Consider the following 22,507-nt stretch of genomic DNA (forward strand, 5'->3'; position numbering starts at 1 on the left):
CGATGAAAACCGATCTCAATGACCTCGCCTATTTCGCCGAAGTCGTGAGCCATGGCGGGTTCGCGGCAGCCGGCCGCGCCTTGCGCGAACCCAAGTCGAAACTCAGCCGGCGGATCGCCGGGCTTGAGGAGCGGCTGGGATTGCGGTTGATCGAACGCTCGAGCCGTCGGTTTCGGGTGACCGATATCGGGCGGGCGTTCTACGAGCGCTGCAAGGCGATCCAGCTGGAGGCGGAGCAGGCCGAGGCGCTGGTCAGGGAGGTTCGGTCCGAACCCCAGGGGCGAATCCGATTCAGTTGCCCGACGGGGATGGTCGAGCTTGTCTCCGGCCTCGTCGCCGGCTTCCTCGCGGAACACCCGAAGGTCCGGCTGCAACTGCTGGCGACGAACCAGCCGGTCGACCTGATCGGCGAGCGGATCGATCTCGCGCTGCGGGTCCGCATCGCGCTGGCCAGCGACGCCGAGCTGACCATGCGCAGCGGGCATGGCCCTGATCAAATTGCAGTCGCAGAAAATGGAGAAAGCGTTTCATCATTGAAGCCGGGGTGGGTAACGTTGACTGCGGACGGCAAGACAAAGGTGGGGATTTTTGTGACCGGATTTTTTCGCCTGGCGCCATTTGCGCTTGTTTTCGGGATCTCCTCCGCCGCCGCACAGGACGACATGCTCCAGCCGTTCGCGCCCGCCGCACCGCTCGAGGGCGCCTCGTCGATCCTGCGAGAGGTCATGGGGTTTGAGATGGCGCACGAGCCGGAGGGGTTCGTCTTTGGCGGAATCGACCTGCTCAGGCTTATGGAGTTTCCCAAGAACTATGCGAGCGGGCGTACCGTGCCGCAGGTCATCGTCGCGCCGTCAGGCGCGGATCCCTTCTGGTGTTCCGACATGACGTGCGTCGAGGACGCCGTGAAGGCTGGCGTGTCCCAGGTGCATACCATCGAGCGCGTCGATTCGAACCGCGAGTGGTTCCTTGTGGACGCCCCCAACGAGCGCGCGAGCGAAATCCGCAATGAAGTCGATCGTCACGTCGCCTACGCTCTGACTGGCATCCTTCATCGCTCCGACACCACCGCGGGCGCCGTCGCCGACGTCGAGCCGGGAAGCCCCGCCCATGCCGTGGGCCTGCGGGCGGGCGCCCGGTTGGTTCTCATGGGCGAGACGACGGCGAGCCTTCGGCGGACCGCCGCGCTCGCGAGGCGTGGCGATCCGCTGACAATCTCATGGCGACCGGACCCCAAGGTCAATCTCGAGAAGTCAGGGACGTTCGCGCCGCGGACGAGCGAGTTGGACGTCCAGGACGGATATATCCGGCTGTCGGGCGGCGCGTCCCAGGCGCCCGGCGCGCCGCAGGATCTCCCGATGGCCTTCCGAGACGCGACGGATCCGGGTCTGATCGCGCTTGTCCTCGGCCGCCCTGATCTCGCAACCGAGGGCGAGCGCCGCGTCGCGGCGCTACGCGTGCTCGAGGGCTGGAGCTATAACGAGGTCGCCCGCGCATGCCTTGAAGAGCCGCTGGCCCGCATCGACGTTCAGACCGTGATGGGCTGGACCGACACGAACCTGATGGGCCGTGTCACCGGCGGCTTCGCGGCTTCCGAGATCGATCCGGTCTTTGTCGAGCAACCGTTCTTGCCCTTCGTGCAATCCATGGGCCGACAGCTCTCGAATCCGGAAATTCCCGGTGCGATCCATATGGCCGCCGGCCGGCTGGTCCAACTCGAGGGCTGCAATTCCGCGAACTTCGCGAGCTTACGCCGGGAGATCGCCGCGCTTGCCGGCGTGCGGCTTCCCGCAGCGCCTGAACCTGCCGTAACCGCCGGATTCCAACCGGACTGGCGAGGCTTCCTTGCTGAATGTTACCCCAGTTTCCTCACCAGACGCCGCGCGGAAGGCGCGAATCCTTCCGATCGCGGCGCCGTCGCCCTCTGCGTCTGCGTGGAGTACGGCGCGGCGGAATATGGCGATCCGGATACCTACGCCAGCTTTCGGATCAACGATTGGGAGGCTGTCGCGGAGAGCGTCGGCACGGAGATCAATGAGATTGTCTTCGGGGCCGCCTGCAGCACGAGCGGCACCCCGATCGCACCCGAGTTGATCCAGCGTTACGAAATATTCCTTCGCGATAATGGACTTTGAGTCCGGGGGGCGATGCATCGCTCCTTGCCGCGTCGGCGGCGCCGGGAACGCGCCGGCGTCAAGTTCGCATATCCGCGGCCGCTTCTTCCACGTCGTCGATCTGGTCAACCGCCTCGACACCGAGATCCGCAACGGCACGCCTCGCGCTCCAGCCACTGACGACGCGAGGTGAGCAAGTAATCACGGATGACATCCGCGTGGACGTCAAGAGCACCGCGCAGCTGGTCATCGAAGGTTTCGACGTTCCAAACATCTATTATGGCCGGATCGGCTTGCAGAAAGGCCTGACCTGCCACGGGATTTTTCCTTCACCGTCGATTGGAGTCCGGCACAGTTTGAGGATGGTCAATGCAGCGAACGAGATTCACGGACAAGCAGATCAGCGGCATCCTGGCCGCGCGCGAGGCGGGCGCGAAATATGCTGACTATAACGCTGAGCGCCCGCGCTCGGCCTTGGATTCCCAGACTCCAGCCGACTACGCGCGGGCACTGGCCACCGCAATCGCCCGCCCCGCTGCGCGCGCTGACAACTCCGCGCGGCGGGCGATTGCTCAACCTGCGCCCATCGGCGCAAACACCAACCCGGCTCCGGTCGCGGCTGGATGAAAGGCCCGTGGCAGGTCATGACCGCCACCCCGACCCGGCCTGGAACCTTGACGCGCCTTCGGCGGCCGATCCTGTTCCATATGACGAGTTTCTCATCAACGCCCAGGCGTTCGACACCGAGGACATCCCGCCAAGGCGGCCGCAAGGTATGTCGCAAACTTGGTCATGGCCTACTCCTTCGCGCACGGCTCCGGGCCGTGATCCTTGCGGATCATTGCGCCCGCCCTTCTTACCCTGCGCAGCAGGACAACTTGGCGACGTCCTGATCGAAAGACTGTGCGGCGAGCTTCCACGCCTCCACGGTCGTCAGGTAGGGAAAGATCGTTTCGCCGAGAGCCCTGGCCGTCATGCCCGCCTTCATCGCCATCACGATGGTCTGGATGGAATCCCCGCCTTCGGGCGCCATGATCTGCGCGCCGACGATGCGGTCCGACCCACGTTCCGCGACCAGCTTGACGAGGCCGCGCGTGTCGCGCGCCGCCAGGGCGCGAGGGACCTGGTCGAGCGGGACAACGGAGCTACGCACGTCGAGCCCCTGCGCCGCCGCCTCCGCCTCGGTCAGCCCGACGCCCGCGACCTGCGGGTCGGTGAACACCACCCAAGGCATCGCCGCGTTCGAGTAGCCATGCGCGTCGCCGTTCAACGCGTTCAGCGCAGCGAGCTTCGCCCCATAGGCCGCCATGTAGACGAACTGGTCGCGGCCGGTGACATCACCGGCCGCATAGGCGCCGGGCCGTGTGGTGCGCATGCGGTCATCCACCTCGATGCCGCCATGGGCGCCGACTGCCACGCCTGCCGCATCAAGCCCCATGCCGTCGGAGTTCGGACGGCGGCCCGTGGTCACCACGATCCGCTCCGCCTCAACCTGTTGGGTTTCGCCGCCGATCCGAACGGTCGCCGCCACGCCGTCGCCCGTGCGCTCCACTCGCTCATAGGCGAGCCCGTCGAGCACCGTGACGCCTTCGTCGCGCAGGTATCCGGTCAGGGCTTCCGAAACCTCGGGCTCCGCTTCCGGCAGCAGGCGCGAGCGCGTCACCAGCGTCACCGCCGTCCCGAGCCGGGCGAACATCTGCGTCAGCTCGCAGCCGATATAGCCGCCACCCACAATCAGCATCGAGCGGGGCTGCGCCTCCAGCGCCAGCGCCCCGGCGCTGTCGAGCGCGGGCACGTCTTCCAGGCCGGGAATTTCGGGCATGGCGGGACGTGATCCGGTCGCGATCACGATGCGCTCGGCCGCAAGGAAATCGCCGCCATCCAGGATCAGGCCATCCGCGCGGAGCGATGCGCGGGCCTCGCGGTAGTCCAGGCTCGGGTAGTCCGCGAGGAGGTCGGCGTACTTCTTGCGCCGCAGCGTTTCCACGAGGTCGTCCTTCGCGCCTACGAGCGCGGACCAATCGGTGACGGACGCCTCGCCCGCGAGGCCCGGAAAGCGCCCGGCGGCGCGCGCGGCGTGAAGCGCCTCGGCCGCGCGGATCATGGTCTTCGACGGAACGCAACCGACGTTGACGCATGTGCCGCCGATGGCGCCATGCCCGATCAGCGCGACGCGCGCGCCCTCCCTCGCTGCGGTGATGGCGGCCGAGAACCCGGCCGAGCCCGCGCCGATCACGGCGAGATCGTAGCCGCTCATGCGTCTTCTCCCACACGGGTTCCGCGCGAGCGTCGCCAGAGCGCGTAAACCGTGATCCCGAGGAAGATGACCAGGGCGGGAAGCAGGACGAAGTCGAGCCAGCCGAGGATGGCCGAGAGGCCGACCGCGCCGAGCAGGACGACCAGGACAGGGGTGAAGCAGCACAAGGCGGCGACCACGGCGCCGACGATGCCGAAACGAAGAAGCGTGCGATTGGTCATTGAATGGCCTCCTTGGCCGAGCGATCGAAGTAGATGGGCAAAAGCACGCGCGAAGCGCCGCGCTTCCAAAGGGGCGCGCTCATGGCGAGGGCCAAGCTCAACGTCCCCAGCGCTGTCGCCACGGCCGCGCGGGGCCGATGGCGGCCGTCAGCGGAATGGGGCCGCGCCAGACGACGAACAGGCCGAGGAAGGTGAGCCGCGCCCTCCCGAGGCCGACGACCGTTAGCCTGATCGGCGGAACGCAGCAGGGCGCGGCGGGCGGGGACACGGTCCTCGCCCCGGCCGCCCCGAGGATCGTCGAGGCGCGGGGCGCATCGCCCCCGGCTTGGGCGGAATGGCGATCGTGGCGTGCTGCCGACATGCGGGTCCGCTCCGTGGTGGACATGCGTTCGGGGAACAAGATAGGGTCTGTAGAGACTACAGGGTCAAGAGGTGTCGACGATGAGGAACGACGATCTCAGCGCCGCACGCGGCCCCGCCCGACCGATGACGCGCAAGCGCCTCGCGGACGCGGCGGGCTGCGGGATCGAGACGGTGCGCTACTACGAGAACGCACGCCTGATGCCCGAGCCTGCGCGCGGCGAGAACGGCTATCGCCTATATGGGCGGGAGGACGTCCGACGTCTCGGCTTCATCCTGCGCGCGCGGGCGCTCGGCCTGAGCGTCGAGGACGTTCGCGACCTGCTCGCCCTCGTGGACGGCGAGCGCGTAAGCTGCGCCAAGGTGAGGGAGACCGCGCTAACGCATCTCGGCGCCATTCGGAAGCGGATCGCGGACCTGCGGAAGCTGGAGCGGACGCTGGCCGACGTCTCGGCGCGCTGCTCGGGAGAGGAGGCGCCGGACTGCCCCGTGATCGATTCGCTGATGCAGGGCGACGTTCGGTAGAGCGCCCCCGTTCCGAGATGGTTCCGCGCGGAACAGATCGGCTGTCCCACCTGGTTGGTTCCTGCTTTCTGAAACCCGAATGTCGCGCATTCGGAATGAGAACGGCCTTCGTCTGACCATCGCCTCCCGTCGCCGCCAAGACGACCGGCTCTCCGGCGCCGCGCCACCCGCGTTTATGCTTCACGTCGCGCCTGGCCGGCAAGACCGCAGCCGAGACGGTCGCCGCGATGACGGCCACCTTCCGGCGGCCCGAACCTCGTCTACACGGGCGAGCATCCGGCCGCGACGAGGACGAAGACCTTCGCCCTGATCGCGAGCACGGGAAGAATGCGCTGACAGACGACAGGGCGCCAAGAGCGGCGCAAGCCGCAACAGGGAGTTGGACGCGCCGCCGAATAGGCGGGAAGCAGACATTGATTGTGTTCGTCAGCACTGGCCTCGAAATTTCAGAGCAACTCATCGCGGCGCCGACGATAAAATTAAATGTACTCAATAAATTATGGACTGTATCGTTGAGAATAGACTGTGATTTTTGAACAATTACAATAATCCATATCCTGACGAAGGATATCAATAGGATACGTCTGGACCACTAATTCTGAACATCTACAATTTCTCCGATGGCGTGGCCGCGACCTGGGCCGTTGCGGCTGGGCCGCGAATTCTGAACAGCTACAATCGGATCAATGAGCGCATCGGTAAAGCTGGAGTTGCGGCTGGACCGCGAATTCTGAACAGCTACAATACCTTACCGACCAACCCCTTGAAAAGATAGGGCTCTGCCCGATTCGGGCTTTGGCTCATTTGCGTCCAAATTGTCAAAACATCACCAATTGTTCCGGATTTTTCCGCTCTTCGCGCCGGCCCTGATCGGAGAAATGAACAATATCCCGATATTGCCGGTCGGTGAAATTGAGGATCTGGACGTCGCCTGCGGAGGGCAGGGCCCGCTCTATCCGATGAACGCGGGCGGCGAAGGCCTCCTTGCCGTTCACGAATCGCGCGTAGACCGAGAACTGGCTATGATCGAACCCTTCGTCGAGCAAGAAATTGCTGAATCGTGTCGCCGATTTCCGCTGCGGCTTGGTGTCGGTCGGCAGGTCGAACATCACGAGCATCCACATCAGACGGTATCCCGAAAGCACCTTAACAGTCGGTTTCATCGGCCAAGCCCGCTCAGCGCAAGCGGGTCGGGCGCGCCTGGCAGGGCGAGAGAGAGCGTCTCAGATACGAAGCTCTGTCCGAGAGAGGCCGCCAGCTTCACCAGCGACAGCGAAATGGGACTCATCGACCCCGCCAGCGGGACATCTACGGCGATCAACCGGGCGAGTGCGCGTTTCGCCTCGCCATCCACACTTGCGCCCCGGTCGTGAGAGATGTTGCGGACGGCAACATCGACCAGCGGCCGGAACGGCTCCATCAGGTCGTCGGCCAGCGCAAAGGCGTTGCCCCGGTTGCTGTGATGCAGTCCAATCGAGGGGTGGAGCCCCGCCGCCGTAACCGCCCGGGCCGTTGCGGCGCGCAGCACGGTGTAACCATAATTTAGCAGCGCATTCACATCCCGCCTGCCTGTATCGCGCCGGAATTCGCTTCCCATCATCAGCGGCCAGTAGCGGCGGGCGGCCTGTGCCTCCACATTGCCGCCATCGCCCGAGCCGACCTTGCGGGCCAGCATCAGAACGGGGTCCGGCGGAGCGCCGACCGCCGCCAGCGCCGTAGCCTGCATGCGGATTTTAGCGATGACGATCTGCTTCCACGCCTGCTTCACCAGCGATGCTTTCGCCTGCCATTGCGCCCGAATGCGCGCGCTCTGCTCATGATGGCCTTCAAGCGGCGTGATGACTGCGCGGAGCGCATGGTTCGGCCCACACAGGACGACCGGCACCCCGAGCTCCGCAAGGCTGGTGAGGAGCGATCCCGACCAGGTGATCCCGTGCGCATGGACGATGACCCCCGCGATCTGGTCGAGAGGCGTGCGCCCGATCTCTACGCCGTCTTCCGAGACCTTGAGGAACCCGCGATCGCGGGCGAGATGCCGCCCGTCAGTCGCGATATCTATGATCTGATCCATGCAATCGTCCGAATCCCCAATATTCGAACGACACCATGAATCGGCGCTCAGTTGGGTTGGGGCGGCCCGGGATCGCGCAAGCGCCCGATCTCGTCGACGAAGACGCGCCGGGCCTTCGCCTTGATCAGCGCGCCCGCGCCGATCTGGATCAGGCGGAACGTATCGTCCTTGTCTCTCGACCGGGCGTCGGCATTCGCCTCGGTGCCGGGCGCAAGGAACAGGCCATTTGCAATGTCCAGCTTCTGCACATAGCAGATCAGCGTTACGCCCTCCCGTTCGATGGCGACCATGTCGCGTTTGAAGACCCGAAGAATACGCTTGGCCGCCGGGTGCGGGCGGTCCGGCGGGCCGTCCCTATGCGCCGCGAAGGTCGTGACGACATGCGGCTTCACCTTGCCATCCGGCAGCCGCCACAGCTCATAGCAGTGGTTACTGTCTCCCTTGTAGGCCTTATATGGCCGACCGGAGTGATCCTCGATGGCCACACGGGCCCCATCCCCAAGGCTTTCGAGCAGGCGGACACGCCGGATGCCCTGATAAGGGCCGGGCGCGCCGGAAAATTCACGCAGGGCGGCCTCAAAGTCTTTCCCGGATTTACCTTCGGTCGCCTGCGCCAACGCACGCTGCAGATCGGGGTCGCGGATGTTCTTGCCGCGAGAGGATCGCTCAATGTCCTTCGGCGTCAGGTTCAGCAACGGAACGCGGCTGACGACCTCTGTATCGCTCACGATCCCGTAAGCCGTATCGAGATGGAGCGCGCCCGTCGTGCTGTCCCGGCCCCGCGCCTTCGCCTTCGGGTCAATTCGGCCATGGTCGGCGCGGTGGCTGACGATCATGCTGCCGAGCCGGCGCTCGATATCCGCGCGGAAGCCCTCCCAGGGAGGCGGCGTGTGGGCGGCGACTTGTTCGGCTCCGGCGGCCTCGTCCCGCCCCGCCGCATCTGCGATCCGTTTCACGAGAGACCGGTCCGTCGCCGCGATCACCGCCGCGTCGACAGCATGATGCCGATGATCGGTGCGGTTCTTGGCCTTGCCCGCCCCTTCGCGGTCGGGCAGCAGCGAATTGAGTCCCCAATGCCGGCGCAGCATCTCGGTGAGCCGTCCCGGGACGACCCAGACATGGCCGCCCTCAGTAAAGAGCGTGTCGAGGTAGGCGCGTGAAATGCGTGACAGATATTGCGTGTCGACCAGCGCGCGATCGAGGAACCCGCGTTTTTCCTCGAACTGCGTCATCGCGTCAGAGGCAAAGCGCCAGCGCTTGTTATCCGGCAGGTGCTTCAGGTTCGCCTCGATCACCGGCCAGTCGACGGTGCCGCCGAACGCCTCCCATGGCGACTTGTCGCCCTTGGCGCGGTTCATTTCCTTCAGACATAGGGTCCGGTTCGCAAAGCCGTCATCGAGCGTGCGCGAGAACGGCAGGATATGGTCGACATCGCAGGACCCGTCGAACAGCATGGTGCAACTGATCTGCCGCCCGGAATAGGGACAACGGCGCGCCATCGCGTCGTCGCTCAGATCTTCCCATAAGCGGAGAATCATCCGGTTGGCGCCAGTATTCGGCACCTTGAAATCCTCCTCAAGTTGTCGTCCCCGCCGGATCGCCTCGTCCGTCGCCTTACGTATGTTCTTCTGCGTTTCCCGCTTCTGATCCTCGGACTGTTTAAGGTCGCGCGACAGCTCCACGACGATTTGGTCGGGTTTGCCGTAGACATCGACGATCATGTTCACCAGTCGGCGCAGCTGGTTGAGCCCGATATGCACCGTCGGGTTGGTGATCCGGCCGAACCGGGTGATATCGTCGTCCGCCTCGTTATAGCTGCCAGGGATGACGTGGCGGTCCAGCACCTCCCCATAATAGGGCAGTCGGTCGAGGCATTCGCCCGTCCGCTCGTTCGAGTGATGCCAACCGCATCGCGCGACCGCCTCGCTATAGGGGATGACGTCGGCCTCCAGCGCGGCGAGGATCGACCGGGTCGCCTGCTCTCCCAGCCGCGCGAATCCGTCCGGCAACGGCGCGTTCGCCGTTGCGCGAGCGGCCTCGTCGTCCAGCCCGTGCGTGTCCTTCAGCCATGCCACGAGGGCGGCGAATTCGTCGTCGCTCTGGACCGCGCGAACTCGGCGAACAATGCCCCACTGGGCGTCGAGATCCAACTTCGACCAACGCCCACCCATACGGGTTGATGCGATGAGCACGGCCCGGACCGGGTCGCAGGCGATGGCGTCGCGCACGGTGGATTCAAGCGTGAATCGCTGACCGTCCGGCAGGTTCAGCTCCTTCGCCAGCGCCACCAGCGTTAGCTTCATCGACGCGAGCGTCTTTGTCTGCTTCCTGTTGTCGAGCGCATGAATAACCTTGTCACGCTCCTCGCGGCTTAATGCCCGTCGCGAGCGGCCATCCGCGGTGACGCGCAGATTGTTCACCGTCTCGAACAGGATACGGCGCTGCGTCGCCGGGTGAGCGTTCGGAAGCCGGTCTTCCTCGGTGAAGAGGCACTTGCCGACCTTCGGTGTCTTGAGGGGGCGCTGGTGGAAGATGGTCTCGAACAAGGCGCCGCGCAGCTCGTCCGTCAACAGATCAGGATGATGGACGGCTTGCGCGTCCCAGAGCTTCTCAAACTCCTCCTCCAGATGACGACGGTCAGGGTAGAAATCATAGCCTGCCTCTTCCTTCTCGCCGTTCCGGTTTGCAATCGTCAGCCGGGCGCGCACGGTCTTCGTGCGCCGATGATCGGCGCGGGTGCCGTCGGCGTTCTCCCTTGGTTGCGACGCGGGCTTTTCAGGCCGGTCATCCCGTCGCCTGTGCAGGAATTCACCATAGGTGCGCGCGCCGGTGGCGAGCATCTCCTGGTCTAGTCGCCCGACAGCGTTCTTGATCTTGCTACTTTCGTTATCTCCGCGGTCGGTCTTGCGGTTTGATTTGAAGCCACGACGCTGGCCGATGTGGAACAACGCCCGCCCCAGCTCCTGCGGGGCCAGCGCCCGGTCCAGACCCTCGGTCCGCAGGCGAAACGGGTCCAACGCCTCCAGCGCTTTCGCCTCGACAGGGTCTGAAGGCATCAGACCCGCCGAAGCTAGCTGCCGGATCAGCGAGGCGCGCCGCCGCAAGTATCGGTCGCGGTTGCGTCGCATCGAGCGGGCCATGCGCCGATCGACCGCCAAAGATGCGCCAGATTTCGGATCGCGGCCATCCGAAAAAATCCGCGAACCGCCGTCAATCGATTCAGTGATGACCTCACCATCCGTGGCATAGAGCCACCAGCCGATGGAGTTGGCGCCAATATCGAGCCCGAGGCGCATTTAAAATTATCTCCATTTTTCAATACCGGCAAAGTCTGCGTATATCGAACAAGCCGGGAAACAGGGAAATCTTGCACCAGTCCTGCAAAATGTCTATCGTCGAAATCGTTCAGAATTCGCGGTCGAGCCGTTAACAAGCACTCGATTGTGCACCACATCGAAACGCGGGCTATGGCCCGCGTTTTTTTGAAGTCACGATACGCGGATCATATTCGTCATTGAGCGAAATGAATGCCGCACCGCTCCCAATGTCCAGTTTCAGCACGCGGTCGCGCAGTTCTGTGGCTAGCTCGAACGGCTGCTTCGGGCCGTCACCCCTATGGCCGCCGCCTAGGTGTTCAGTCCCGGCATCTGGTGGATCGGATCGAGGATGGATCTCTCTTGCTCTGAAATCCATGCCCTGCAGATGAACTCGTAGAGCGTGACGCCTCTGAGCATCTTGAGGCGCCGCGCGAAGTCGTATGCCGAGACGAAGTCGCCAAGATATCCGCGAAGCCGCGTGCCGTCACCCAATCCGCCAATAGCGTCGTCGCTGAATGAGGTTAACAATCAGCGAACAAAAAGAGGACATACTGCCGGTTCCAGTGCGAGCCTGGATGTCCTTCCGGCTATCTTCCGGCACGTGGGGGACGCTTCCCCGAAAAGCAGCGATGGCCGCCCTTGTTGGCCGCGAAGACCAAGCTCAACTTTCGCGATGCGTCGGGTTGCTGCGTATACGCCGATCCCCGCCGCGCACAGATCTATGTTTCGGCGCTTGCGCCCTGCATAGCGGAGGCGAACCGGCTCGCCACTTTAGCTCCGATCGGCAGGTCCCGCTTGACGAGTCAGCCGCCGAATCGGAGATTAATGCGGCATGTGGGTGTAGCTCAATGGTAGAGCTTTTGCTTCCCAAGCAGATAATCTGAGTTTCGCCCCGTATCACCCACTTGCTAACTCTTTCATTTCGTTTCAGATTACCTTTCATCCTGTCGCACTTGGTTGCATCCAATATCACTCCGTTACCTACAAAAAACCTGCAGATGCCAAAGCTCACCGAGACCTATCTGAAGCGCGTCCCGAACGTCGAAACCGGCGTCCGGAAATACTGGGACACCGAGGTCCGGGGCTTCGGCCTCTTCGTCGGCAAGAAGGCCAAGACCTTCTACTACCAGCGCGATATCGGCGGCCGCACGACCCGCAAGCTGATCGGCCGCCATCCGGTGATTTCGGCCGAGGCGGCGCGGCAGGCGGCGAAGGCGATGGAACTCGAATTCTCGCGCGGCGTGGGGCGGTCGTTCGAGATCGGGCCTCCCACCCTTCTCGATGCGCTCGAAGTCTATCTCGCCCGGCCCCGCCTTCGCTCAGAGAACCACAAGGAGAATCTCCGCGGCATCTTCCACAATCACCTCGGCGACTGGCTGAAGCTACGTCTCGACGAGATCGACCGGCGCATGGTCGTGCAGCGCCACGCGAAGCTCGCCGACCGGCCGTCGCTGGCGAACCATCTCTTCCGCGCCTTCCGGACGGTCTGGAACCACGCGAGACGCACCTGCCAGCTGCCCGAGCCGCCGACCATCGCGATCGAATGGCACGAGGAAGAGGTGAACGCCCCGATCATCGAGGATCTCGCTGAGTGGCGCCGACAGGTCGACGCACTCGACAACCCGATCCACGCCGCCTTCTACCGCTTCATCCTCTTCACCGGCTTCAGAAAGGCCGAGGCGCTGACGTTGCGCTGGCGCGACGTTCACGCCGATCACATCTATCTGCCGATGACGAAGAACGGACGCGCCTTCGATCTGCCGATCGGCGAGATCCACCACGAGATCCTCGCCCCGTTGCGCGAGCTTCGGCGCGAATGGGTGTTCCCGTCGCCGAAGGCGGCATCCGGCCATCTCGCCAACCCCGCGCGGATCGACTGGTCACCGCACGCGCATCGGCGGACGTTTGCGACGGTCGCGGTCGAGGCCGGAGTGCTTGAGGAGATCGTTGGGCGACTCATCAACCACACGCCGCAGACCATCACCGGCGCTCGCTACGTCAAGCCGTCGCTTGATGCGCTCCGGCCAGCTATGGGGGCCGCCTCGTCTGAATTGATCAGACGCATCAGAGGGGGAATATGAACCGTCGGCCATGGGCGCGTTGGGCAGGCGTCATTCTTCGGGGTGCTGAACCATGACGCTCGTGAACTCGGGGCGCTCGCAGAGATCGATGCCGGATTGAGTCTAAGCGCGGCTGGCGGGCGGGCTGTCAATCAGCATCCAATCGTGACCCCTGATTGGAGTGATGCTGTGGACGGGGTTCCGTCCTCTGATTAACTTTCCTCTGGTTTTGGAGCCAATCGGTCTGGTGACCACACATACTCAGCCAGCGCGCAGTATAGCTCAGAGCGCTGATCCAAGTCCTCTTTGTTAAATTCTGGGTGCGGCTTAAATTTTAGCCCGGTTCGAGCTACGGTCTGTTTGAAACCGGGGTTTTTCTCATAAAAATCACCATGCAACGTTTGCGCCAACGGGTTGGCTTTCAGATAGTGCTTAATTTTCTCAGCATAAGAAGCGTCGTTCAAACTGGCGTTGACCTTCTTCGGCAAGAGCACCAAACCACCGATTAAATTGCGGTGCGCATCAAAGTCATTTTGCTGCGCAAACTCTTCGACAAAACGATCGTAGTGATTGGCCCACAAGTGCTCAATTTCGTAAGCATTCTTTCCTGAGCGGACGATGTAGTCGTCATATCGACCGGGTTCGCCAGCCTGTTGCTCCAACCAGTCAGTGAAGCGCGCCAGTTGTCTGTGGATAGCCTTGCCTGTGAACTGGTTCAGCCCGACGGGCTTAGCGAAGCTTAGTTCCTTTCGTTCAGCCAGCAGACGTTGGTGCAAGGCTGATCGAACCTCCTCCAGATCCTTACCCCTCACATCGCGAATAACTGTAAAAACCGAGTACTGCATCGAAGAGTAACTATTGGATTTATAATTCCAAAGCCGAAGATTAAGCCAGCAATCGAGGAACTCTGACACGGCGGCAGCCTTAGCGGCGGCAACACTTGGCTCGTCTTCAGGTGAAATCGCAGCCAGGATGATGTGGTGCTGTAATGTAAAACCCGCATCAGCGTTATATTTTACGCTCTCCAATCCCCCGGTTCGGCGACGTGATGCGTCCAGTAACCGGACATAGAAAGATCCCAAAAAGCGCAAATCTCGCATTACGAATTTATGAAAATCGCTGCCGCTGTTTAAGCCGATTTCGGAGGCGTGGTTTCTCACCCACCGATGGTACTCAGTCCCAATCAAGTCGAAATCTTCGGGTTTGGCGTCTTTTTTTCGTTCTCGGATCTTCTTGGCGTATTGTGACCGCAGCCAAGCCTTGAAGAAGTCAGACTCCGTGCCCTCACCATACTCTGCGAAAATCGAAAGGTATTTCTTAATCAACTTGTCCGCTTCAAGTCGCTTGGTCGGCTCGTCGATATTAGCCAACAAATATCCCTTGAGCATGTCAGTCGGAGTCAGAGACAATCCACGATCATTCATAGTTTCAAAGATCGTGTAGGCGTCCTCGTCGGCATAGGTGATTATTTCAATCAGCTTCACCTTGCGGGTCAGCCAATAGATGAACATCGGCAGCGCTTCGCCTTGCAGTTCCTCGGGGAACAGCTCACCCAAATCCTGGTAGCGGTCGAGGAGATTGCTTACCGACTCTGGCGCAGCGTCCGCGTTGTACAACTTACCAGCAAACAGCGCCTCCATGCAGTCGTTGCGTTCAGTCACATTGAGCTTGAACTTTTTTTCACCGAAATCATCGGCGAAGATAAGGTTCTGGATCTCAACCGTTCTCTCCCGCCCTTTCTGGAGATTGTTTAAATAGATCAGCATCAGCGTGAGCGATGTCATTCGTTGCTGGCCGTCGACCAAAAAGCGCATTTCATCGGCTTGGCTGACCACGATTGAGCCAAGAAAATAATGACCATATCCGGCCACGTCTTTTGGCGTATCTCCCGGCTTGTAGCTCTCCAGAAACCGCCCGGTCAGATCATCGACCAATTCCTGCAGCTGCTTGCGAGCCCATTTGTACTCGCGCTGGTAGTAGTCGATGCCGTAGCTGCCACTGGAAAGCAGCTCCTGGACTGAACGGTCGTAGCCTTTGATGTCTTGCATAGTTTATTCTTTATTTTTCAGGATACCGTCATACACACGTTTTACGATTCCATCGGACGCGGCCTGCCGGAACCGATCGTCGTTCATCAGCTTGGCAAAGATTTCTTCGTTGCCTTCCATGCGCTCGATTAACATGCTTCCAACATTGAGTTAAATACAAGGCCGAAATTGCCGAGAGTATTGGCTCGGGCCGCTTCTCTAGGCTGTGTGGACGGATTTGACCAAGATGAATGTCGCGGCGAGGGCGACGATGGAGCGGAAGTTTCGGGCGGTTTTCTCGCATCGCAGAGCGACGCGCTTGAAGCGTTTCAGTTTCCCCATCATCTGCTGGATCCGGGCGCGGCCTCGATAGAGCGCGCGAGCGAAGCGGTCTGGGATCACCTTGCGGCCTTTGCAGTAGGGATGACGGGCAAACGCCCGATCAGGCCTACTTCAACCAGCCGATACCCGAAGCGGCAGCGGCCTAACCGAGGCGGAAAACCACTTACAAAACGCCCGGAACCTGTTCAGACAAACCGAACCACCTCTATGTGCGCAGCCGGCAGATGTTTCGAATGCGCGGAATGCCGATCGCAAGCACGGGGAGAACACGTTGACAGACGACGGGTCGCCAAGATTGGCGCAAGCCGCAACAAGCGAGTTGGACGCGATCCCGAAGGTGGCGACGCATTTTCATATTTCCTCGACGTTCCCCTTTCTCTGACGAATCGGCATACTCGCATTATCAATCTGATGGCGGAGTCCGAACTCGATGTCTGACCGCCGCCCCGACTCGACCTGGAACCTTGACGCGCCTTCGGCGGCCGATCCTGTTCCCTATGACGAGCACCTCATCAACGGCCAGGCGTTCGACACCGAGGGTCGGCTGACTCCGGAAGCGGTGTTTGGTCCAGCCTTCCTGCGCGAATGGTCATCCCGCCTCGAGACCGAGCGGGGGCCGACGGTAAAGACGCCGGTGACGCCGGAACGCCTCACGGAGCGGCTGGCGGGGCTTGTCTTCTTCGCCGATACTTTCGCAACGTTGAGCGCGCCGAAGCCTGACGGCGTCCATCAGATCTCCGAGGACCAGCGCCGCGCCGCGCGCCGCCATCTCGCAAAGACCCGGAAGGCACTCGACGGCTATCTCGCGTTCCGCCGCACATTGTCTGACGAACTCGGCATCTCGCTGCTTCCCTCCGGCGAGGATGTCGACAAGGCGCTCGGTTCGCTGAAGGCGAGCCTCGAACATGTCGAAGTTCGGCCTCGGGCGCGCGGCCACTATGAGCTGCTCGTCAAGGACGTCCGCGTGATCCTGAAGCAGCTGACCGGAACCGCCGGCCGGATCGTCGATCGAGAGACAGGTGTCGAGAGCGGTTTGCTTTTCGTTTTCTCGCTCGCGCTGATCGAGCGACTCGCGCCCGGGATCGACCCGACGGCGGCGCCGACGCGGATCAGGACGGCGATCCGCGGCCGGCGCTGAGTTTCATGCGGGAAACCGTATCCAGAACTGACACACTTTTCCGCATGTGACCGGCGTGGCGAAGCAGCCGAGGGTTCTCCGCAAGAGAACGCAAACCGAGGCCACGCCATGAAACTGGAGACCGCCACCCGCCTAATGACCCGCGACGAGGTCGCCGAGATCTACGGGATCTCGAAGCGCCATCTCGAGCTGACTCCGTCGCGCGGCGAAGGTCCCGCCTTCGTCCGCATCGGCCGCAGCGTGCGCTACCGCCCGACGGACGTCGCAGCCTGGCTCGAGGCCCAACTCGTGCGACCCGGGACGGAGCATGATCGATGACCCGAAAGATCGCGAGCCCGCGTCTCCTGACCATTCACGACGCGGCGGAGGAGGCCGGCGTCTGCGCGCGCACGGTGCGCCGCTGGATCAAGGCGGGCCCCCTTCCAATTCGCCGCCTCGGAGGATCGGAACGCCTCGTCCGGATCGAAGAGAACGTCTGGCGCGCCTTTCTGAGGGAGGGCTGACGATGTCCTCTCCCGTCCGTGAAAGTCTTCTTGTTTCAATGGCCTGTGAAGGTCTCGGGAGCACTCGGCCACCAGAACAAAAAAGATTCTGCATAGTGATAACTCCCGAATGTCCGCACCTGTCCGCGTCGGTCCTCCCGAGACCGCGCAAGTCAACCTGAGGAGACTCCCGATGCCTTACGACGACCGATCTCTCGATCTCGCCTTCGCCGCGCCCGGCGCGCCGCGCCTGAGCGTCGTGCTCGCCGCCATCGGCGCCAACGCGGCGCTCTCGCCGCTCTGCCGGCGCGATCTCGCCAGCGCGGTGCGCCGCGTCGTCGCGGCGCTCGACCGCGCTCCGGCGGACATCCCCGCCGACCCGCACTGGCTGCGTCCGCGCCTCGGCAAGATCGCCCCGGCCGCGCTCGGCCTCTCGCAAAAGACCTGGACCAATATCCTCAGCGATTTTCGCGCGGCGCTGGCCTCCGCCGGGGCGACCGCTGAGGGGCGCGGGCGACCGGCGGCCCTTCCGCCTGAATGGATGCGGCTCCGCAACGCCCTGACGCTGAAGCGCCATCGCATCGGGCTCAGCCGGTTCATGCGGTTCTGCGCCAATCTCGGCGCCGCGCCGGAGGCTGTGAACGACGAAGCTCTCGCCGGGTTCCACACCGCGCTCGAGCGGTCCGAGCTCCGCAAGGATCCGGCGACGCTGGTCCGCGACACCGCGACATTCTGGAACCAGGCCGGCGAGACCATTCCAGGCTGGCCGTCCGGGCGTTTAGCCGTCCCGGATCGCCGCAACCGCGTCGCCCTGCCGATGGAGACATTTCCACCCTCCTTCCGCGCCGATGTCGACGCGTATCTGAAACGTCTCGCCGTCGCCGACCTGACCGACCCGGCTGCGCCGCCGCGCGCGCTCGAGCCTGAAACCATCGAGTTCCGCCGCAGGCAGATCGCGCGCTTCGCTTCGGCGCTGGTCCATCGCAGCCGCGACCCGGAGACGATCGCCGGCCTCGCCGATCTCGTCGAGCCCGCCGCGAGGGCCTGCGCTACTTCCTCGATCGCAACGGCGGCAAGCCTTCCGGCGCGATCCACAATCTCGCGGCGCTTCTGAAGAGCATCGCAAAGTGGGGTGTGCGCGCCGACCCGGCGGCGCTGGACGCGCTCGGAGATCTCGCCCGCCGGGTCGCGCCGCGGAACGCCGGCATGACGCCGAAGAACCGCAGCCGCCTGCATCAGTTCGACGACAAGGCGGCGATCGGCGAGCTCCTCGCCCTGCCCGACCGCCTCGTCACCCGGGCCGGCAGGGCGCGGTCGGCGCGCGCCGCCGCGCTGGATGCCGAGATCGCGCTGGCGATCTCGATCCTGATCCATTGTCCGATGCGGATCGAGAATCTCCGCACCCTTTCGCTCGAACGTCACCTCTCGGGGCGGGCCGGCGGGCCGCGCCGCATCGTCGTTCCCGCCGCGGAGGTCAAGAACGACAAGGAGCTCGACTTCCCGCTGCCCGCCCGCGTCGTGAAGCTCCTCGATCTCTTTTTGCGCGACCACCGCAAGGTCCTGAACCCGGATTGCGGCGACCTCCTCTTCGCCAGGCGCGCCGCCGCCGCGCCGGTCGGCGGCGGCACCCTGGGCCAACGCATCTCGCGCGCCATCCGCCGCGAAACCGGACTCGAGGTCAATCCGCATCTCTTCCGCCACATCAGCGCAAAGATCTATCTCTGCGCCAATCCCGGCGCCTATGAGGTTGTGCGCCGGAGGGCGAGACGATGACGCGCCAGCGTCGCCGGCTGCGGGTCGCCGATTGGCCCGATGCCGATCGCGCGATGTGGGCCGAGCTCTTCCGGACGGGCGACATCCTCGACGGCGCCGGGCCGCTCGCACATCTCCGTCCGGCGACCCGCGGCATTCACGAGACCGCCTACGCCTTCTGGCTCGGCTTCCTCCGCGACGCGGGCGTCGATCTCGCCGCCGAGGCGCCGGTCGAGCGGATGACCGACGCCCGACTTCTCGCCTTATCTCACCGCCCTCGACGGGCTCTCGCTCGCCAGCAGGGCGCAGCGCGTCCATCGTCTTTATCTGACCCTCCGCGCCGCAGCGCCAAGGCGCGACTGGACCCGGCTCAAGACCGCGGCGCTGCGTCTCCAACGTCTCGAATCCCGCGCCGGCGCCCGGAGGCTCCCGGCCGCGGAGGTCTCGGCCGCGACGCTCGTCCAGCTTGGCGCGGCGCTGGCCCGCGAGGCGCGGGACGACCCCGGTCTGGACCCGGTCGCCCGCGCCATCCGCGCCCGCGACGGCGCGGCGATCCTGCTCCTCGCCTATTGCCCGATCCGGATCGGCAACTTCGCGCGGCTGGAAAGCGGCCGCTCTCTGTTCGGGACCGGCGACGGCTACGCCATCATGATCGAGCCGGAAGATGCCAAGGCCGGCCGGTCGATCGCCATGTCCGTTCCCGCCCCCGCCGTTGAGGCGCTCAGTCGCTGGCTCCGCGATCATCGCCCCGTGCTCGCGAAAGCGGAGCGGAGCGGCGCCTTCGTCTGGCTCGCCAGAACCGGCGCGCCCTACGCCCCCTACAAGTTCAGCGAGAGGATCGCTGCGATCACCCGCCAGCGCCTCGGCGTCGCCATCTCCGCCCACCGCTTCCGCGCCTGCGCCGCGACCACCATCGCCGAGATCGCCCCCGAGCAAGCGCGCATCATCCAACCACTCCTCACCCACTCCACCGCAAAGGTCGCCGACAAGGCCTACAATCGCGCCGCAATGCGCACCGAAGTGGAGCGGTATGGCGAAGCGCTGGATGCGGTCCGGCCCGTGAGGAAAACGAAAGGCTCGGGGTGATCTCATCCGCGTCGCGCTTCCCAGCTGGGCGCATTTGGTCGCGCTACGGATCTCCAGCTGAAAGGCCCAACTCGTATAGACAGGGGCTCACCTGATCGGCGCTGTCCTCTCGGTGATGAATGCTGAAACCGGAATCGAGACCGATAGCTGACCTATGCCAGCGCAGGATCCGCGTGCTGACGCCAGGCAAGGCTCCGGTCCGGGCCAGTTAACCGGCGGCGTATCCCGTCCCCAGCTTCGACCGCGATCAGTTCCAGCCGCCGCTCCGCGAACGGGTTCCAGCCAACACGGCGGGCTTGTAAATTCTGCGGTCCCGACCGATCACCCACGGATGTGCGAGCCCATTGGAAACACGCCCAAAATAACGCCTGAGGCAATTCTCTCCGGCGTAGGATTCTTCGATCGTTCAGAGCTCTGCGCGCTGGTCGCCATTCTGGACGTGGCCGACGCTCTCACCATCGCGAAAGGCGCCGTCGAGGATATCGGGCGGCGCCTGCGGCTGATCGGATCCGATCGCGGCGCCAGTTTGCGCACCCGGGTCGACGAACTGGTGATGTCGGACCTGCCGGACGCGGCCTTGCGTCACCGCTTGTGGTACGGGCTGTCAAAGGGACTCGCGACCTCGACGTCGACGCCATTCTCGACCCGCTCGGGCCGGGCATCAGCGGCGTCGATGGCGGTCAGGACATCGGAGCGGCTTTCGCCGGCGCACGTCAAAAGACGCGCGTCCGGCGGCCAGAAAACCATCGAGGGCGATGGCCGGTCGGAGTTGGAGCGCCGCGCCGCCAGGCTCTGGGCCCGGACGCGAGACAGCTTCGCGGGAGTGAAGCCGATGCCGTTTCCGCAATTGGTCGAGGAAGAATTCCTCGACTTCCTCGCCGATGGCCAGACCCTTGAGACTATCGCGCAGTCCGCCGAGCCAGAGGCGGCGGAAGCGCTCAGACGGGCGCACGCCGCGGCGCAAGTGGCGCTGGCGACGGGCGGCGGTTGGGCCGCCTTCGCCGCGATCGCCGGCTCCGCAGGTTTCGCGCCCTACCTCCTCGCCGCGCAGGCGAGCGCCTGGATTCCGCTCGTAAGCGGACCCGGGCTGGTGTCGCTCCTCGCTGTCGTCGTCAATCCCGTCACGCTCTTCGTCGGCCTCGGCGCTCTCGCCTGGTGGGGTGCGGCCCACTCCGCGAACGCCGTGAGAAGCCAGATGGCCGCGCGCCTCTGCGTGCTTCTGGCTATGCGCGGCGCGAAAGGCGCGGCGCAGGGCCTCGACATCTTCGTTGGCGACATGCGTCAGCTCGCCGACGCTCCGGAGACCCACCTCGCCCATATGGACAGCGAGGATCTCCATTTCCACTGGCGCAAGGCGGCGTTCATCCGAACGCGGCGCTCGCGGGCGATGCAGGTTCCTGCGGGCGCGCCCCCCGCCCCCTGGAACGTTCAGCGCGAATGGGCGTTCGCAAAGACGGCCAAACCGAGCGCGACGGATCGGCTGAACATCGCCGACGGGCTCGCGATCACGGCGCTGACGGCGGGCGAGATGCTCTGGCACGCCGCGGCCATCGACCGGAACGTGCTCATGGCGGCCGATTTCTCGCGCAGCGCTGATCTTGGCGACCCCATTGCGTTCGCCGCCGCCGCCGGAAACTTCGCGGTGGAAGGCGCCGGCTACTCGCTTCGAGGATACACGGCCGAGCGGTTTGTCATGGACCGGTTGATCGCGGACGGCCACGACGTGGCGCTGGCGCAGGCGAGCAACACCCCCGGGCTCGACCTTCTGGTCGACGGCGCGCCGGTGCAGGTCAAATGCGGCGTGAACCTAAGTCTCCTGAAAGAGCATTTCGCGAAATACCCCGGGATTCCCGTGATCGCCAATGAGGAGCTGGTCGACGAGGCGGCCCAGTGCGGCGCCGATTGGGCCAAACTTGTCGGCACGGTTCCCGGCTTCGACATCGCCGCGATCGAAGAGGATGTCGCCGGCGCCCTCGCGCATGCGGCGGGCCTCGCCGGTCCGGACATTCTGTTTTTCGCATTCTCGGCGGGCGCCATACGCGGCGGCGTCGGGGTCTGGCGCGGCGAGATCGCGCTCGACGACCTACCCGCCTGGCTGGTGATCGACGGCGCCGCCAGAGGCATGCTCGGGCTTATCGGCGGCCATGGCGGCGCGTGGATCGGGCTCGTCGCCATCGGACCCGCGGGCGCGCTTATCCTGGGGCCAATCGCCGCCTGCGCTGCGCTTATGGGCGCGGGCGCCGTGCGCGAGCGCGTCACCAGGGCCCTCATGCGGAATTGGCATCGCGAGCTGCTCGCGCTGGCTGAGACCCTCCATCGCGCCGTGACCGCCACGCTCGAACGCCGGATCGAAGGTCTCGAGCGGCGTTACGAGGAATTGCATGAGTTGGCGAAGGGTCAGAATGCGAAATTACTAGACTGGATGTGCGACCGCGCCGACGACGATCTGATCGCCGCGATCGAGGCTCGCGCCGATACCACAGAACCGCCCCGGACGGAGGCGCTGGCGCTGGAACTGGTCGTCGAAGCCGCGCGGCTTGCGCCCGGTGACGCGGAGACCCTCCGGGCTCGAAAACGCATCGAACGATATCTCGAGAATCGGCCCAAGCTCTCGGATGTCGCGTTCCCCACGAGGCGCGCAGTTGCGCCGGGCGGGGACGTTTCGGCCAAAGTGACACCGTCGCCGGAATGATCAAGTCCTAGAGAATAGGGCTGGTGAGATCGGATCTATGGCAGCGCCGCCGGCCATCGCGTCCGA

Annotated in this window: 16 protein-coding genes and 2 pseudogenes; 11 read left to right on the forward strand and 7 right to left on the reverse strand. The window is 64.1% G+C overall.

The window, feature by feature from the left end; all coding sequences use genetic code 11:
* The first annotated feature begins 2 nt into the window (after positions 1-2).
* Both WG921_RS11625 and WG921_RS11630 read left to right on the forward strand, forming a co-directional pair.
* Positions 3-2,132 (forward strand): LysR family transcriptional regulator, encoded by a 2,130-nt coding sequence (locus WG921_RS11625; protein ID WP_340109407.1) that lies wholly within the window; start codon positions 3-5, stop codon positions 2,130-2,132.
* Between the two features lie 420 nt (positions 2,133-2,552).
* Positions 2,553-2,738, forward strand: a pseudogene (locus WG921_RS11630) (IS3 family transposase); the annotation flags it as partial.
* A 229-nt stretch (positions 2,739-2,967) separates the two neighbouring features.
* Here WG921_RS11630 and merA read toward each other — a convergent pair.
* Positions 2,968-4,368: a mercury(II) reductase gene (gene merA, locus WG921_RS11635; protein WP_340109408.1), complete on the reverse strand. Its 1,401-nt coding sequence runs from the start codon at positions 4,366-4,368 to the stop codon at positions 2,968-2,970.
* On the reverse strand, positions 4,365-4,589 hold the full coding sequence (merF, locus tag WG921_RS11640; protein WP_340109409.1) for a mercury resistance system transport protein MerF: 225 nt from the start codon (positions 4,587-4,589) through the stop codon (positions 4,365-4,367). Before merF ends, merA begins: the two co-directional genes overlap by 4 nt.
* A 441-nt stretch (positions 4,590-5,030) precedes the next feature.
* Between merF and WG921_RS11645 the strand changes: the two genes are divergently transcribed.
* Positions 5,031-5,474, forward strand: a complete 444-nt coding sequence (locus tag WG921_RS11645; protein ID WP_340109410.1) for a MerR family transcriptional regulator — start codon at positions 5,031-5,033, stop codon at positions 5,472-5,474.
* Positions 5,475-6,292: 818 nt separating this feature from the next.
* Here WG921_RS11645 and cas2 read toward each other — a convergent pair.
* The 4 genes and pseudogenes from cas2 to WG921_RS11665 all read right to left on the reverse strand — a co-directional run.
* On the reverse strand, positions 6,293-6,637 hold the full coding sequence (gene cas2 / locus WG921_RS11650; protein ID WP_340109411.1) for a CRISPR-associated endonuclease Cas2: 345 nt from the start codon (positions 6,635-6,637) through the stop codon (positions 6,293-6,295).
* Positions 6,634-7,545: a type II CRISPR-associated endonuclease Cas1 gene (cas1, locus tag WG921_RS11655; RefSeq protein ID WP_340109412.1), complete on the reverse strand. Its 912-nt coding sequence runs from the start codon at positions 7,543-7,545 to the stop codon at positions 6,634-6,636. The genes cas2 and cas1 overlap by 4 nt, the downstream gene beginning before the upstream one ends.
* Positions 7,546-7,592: 47 nt before the next feature.
* Entirely contained in the window at positions 7,593-10,841 is a 3,249-nt protein-coding gene (gene cas9, locus WG921_RS11660) for a type II CRISPR RNA-guided endonuclease Cas9 (protein WP_340109413.1), read from the reverse strand.
* A gap of 330 nt (positions 10,842-11,171) precedes the next feature.
* A pseudogene (locus tag WG921_RS11665) lies at positions 11,172-11,339 on the reverse strand (IS481 family transposase); the annotation flags it as partial.
* Positions 11,340-11,860: 521 nt separating this feature from the next.
* On the opposite strand from WG921_RS11665, the gene WG921_RS11670 reads away from it, so the two are divergent.
* Complete coding sequence (locus WG921_RS11670; RefSeq protein ID WP_340109414.1) at positions 11,861-12,943, forward strand: tyrosine-type recombinase/integrase; 1,083 nt, start codon at positions 11,861-11,863, stop codon at positions 12,941-12,943.
* Between the two features lie 191 nt (positions 12,944-13,134).
* Here the strand turns inward: WG921_RS11670 and WG921_RS11675 are convergent, their stop codons facing one another.
* Complete coding sequence (locus WG921_RS11675) at positions 13,135-14,970, reverse strand: DUF262 domain-containing protein (protein ID WP_340109415.1); 1,836 nt, start codon at positions 14,968-14,970, stop codon at positions 13,135-13,137.
* Positions 14,971-15,721: 751 nt separating this feature from the next.
* On the opposite strand from WG921_RS11675, the gene WG921_RS11680 reads away from it, so the two are divergent.
* The 7 genes from WG921_RS11680 (at position 15,722) to WG921_RS11710 (ending at position 22,441) form a co-directional block, all read left to right on the forward strand.
* Positions 15,722-16,429, forward strand: a complete 708-nt coding sequence (locus WG921_RS11680; protein ID WP_340109416.1) for a hypothetical protein — start codon at positions 15,722-15,724, stop codon at positions 16,427-16,429.
* A gap of 108 nt (positions 16,430-16,537) precedes the next feature.
* Positions 16,538-16,747 carry a helix-turn-helix transcriptional regulator gene (locus WG921_RS11685; RefSeq protein WP_340109417.1) on the forward strand — a complete coding sequence of 70 codons (210 nt, stop codon included), beginning with the start codon at positions 16,538-16,540 and terminating at the stop codon, positions 16,745-16,747.
* Positions 16,744-16,932: a helix-turn-helix domain-containing protein gene (locus WG921_RS11690; protein WP_340109418.1), complete on the forward strand. Its 189-nt coding sequence runs from the start codon at positions 16,744-16,746 to the stop codon at positions 16,930-16,932. Before WG921_RS11685 ends, WG921_RS11690 begins: the two co-directional genes overlap by 4 nt.
* A 172-nt stretch (positions 16,933-17,104) precedes the next feature.
* The gene (locus WG921_RS11695) at positions 17,105-18,025 is read left to right on the forward strand and encodes a hypothetical protein (protein WP_340109419.1); all 921 of its coding nucleotides are present in this window, start codon (positions 17,105-17,107) and stop codon (positions 18,023-18,025) included.
* A 20-nt stretch (positions 18,026-18,045) separates the two neighbouring features.
* Positions 18,046-18,684, forward strand: coding sequence for a tyrosine-type recombinase/integrase (locus tag WG921_RS11700; RefSeq protein WP_340109420.1), 639 nt, complete (start codon positions 18,046-18,048; stop codon positions 18,682-18,684).
* Positions 18,685-19,191: 507 nt separating this feature from the next.
* Positions 19,192-19,749, forward strand: coding sequence for a tyrosine-type recombinase/integrase (locus tag WG921_RS11705; protein ID WP_340109635.1), 558 nt, complete (start codon positions 19,192-19,194; stop codon positions 19,747-19,749).
* A 439-nt stretch (positions 19,750-20,188) separates the two neighbouring features.
* Positions 20,189-22,441: a hypothetical protein gene (locus WG921_RS11710; RefSeq protein WP_340109421.1), complete on the forward strand. Its 2,253-nt coding sequence runs from the start codon at positions 20,189-20,191 to the stop codon at positions 22,439-22,441.
* Positions 22,442-22,507: the final 66 nt, after the last annotated feature.

The sequence above is a fragment of the Paludibacillus litoralis genome (genome assembly GCF_037646705.1).
Taxonomy (GTDB): Bacteria; Pseudomonadota; Alphaproteobacteria; order Rhodobacterales; family Rhodobacteraceae; genus Pikeienuella; species Pikeienuella litoralis.

Bases quoted from the DNA above. Each gene is read 5' to 3' on its own strand.
- WG921_RS11690 (WP_340109418.1), top strand. From the start codon at position 16,744: ATGACCCGAAAGATCGCGAGCCCGCGTCTCCTGACCATTCACGACGCG.
- WG921_RS11645 (WP_340109410.1), top strand. From the start codon at position 5,031: ATGAGGAACGACGATCTCAGCGCCGCACGCGGCCCCGCCCGACCGATG.
- merA (WP_340109408.1), bottom strand. From the start codon at position 4,368: ATGAGCGGCTACGATCTCGCCGTGATCGGCGCGGGCTCGGCCGGGTTC.
- WG921_RS11675 (WP_340109415.1), bottom strand. From the start codon at position 14,970: ATGCAAGACATCAAAGGCTACGACCGTTCAGTCCAGGAGCTGCTTTCC.
- WG921_RS11685 (WP_340109417.1), top strand. From the start codon at position 16,538: ATGAAACTGGAGACCGCCACCCGCCTAATGACCCGCGACGAGGTCGCC.
- WG921_RS11670 (WP_340109414.1), top strand. From the start codon at position 11,861: ATGCCAAAGCTCACCGAGACCTATCTGAAGCGCGTCCCGAACGTCGAA.
- WG921_RS11695 (WP_340109419.1), top strand. From the start codon at position 17,105: ATGCCTTACGACGACCGATCTCTCGATCTCGCCTTCGCCGCGCCCGGC.
- merF (WP_340109409.1), bottom strand. From the start codon at position 4,589: ATGACCAATCGCACGCTTCTTCGTTTCGGCATCGTCGGCGCCGTGGTC.
- WG921_RS11625 (WP_340109407.1), top strand. From the start codon at position 3: ATGAAAACCGATCTCAATGACCTCGCCTATTTCGCCGAAGTCGTGAGC.
- cas2 (WP_340109411.1), bottom strand. From the start codon at position 6,637: ATGAAACCGACTGTTAAGGTGCTTTCGGGATACCGTCTGATGTGGATG.
- WG921_RS11680 (WP_340109416.1), top strand. From the start codon at position 15,722: ATGTCTGACCGCCGCCCCGACTCGACCTGGAACCTTGACGCGCCTTCG.
- cas1 (WP_340109412.1), bottom strand. From the start codon at position 7,545: ATGGATCAGATCATAGATATCGCGACTGACGGGCGGCATCTCGCCCGC.
- cas9 (WP_340109413.1), bottom strand. From the start codon at position 10,841: ATGCGCCTCGGGCTCGATATTGGCGCCAACTCCATCGGCTGGTGGCTC.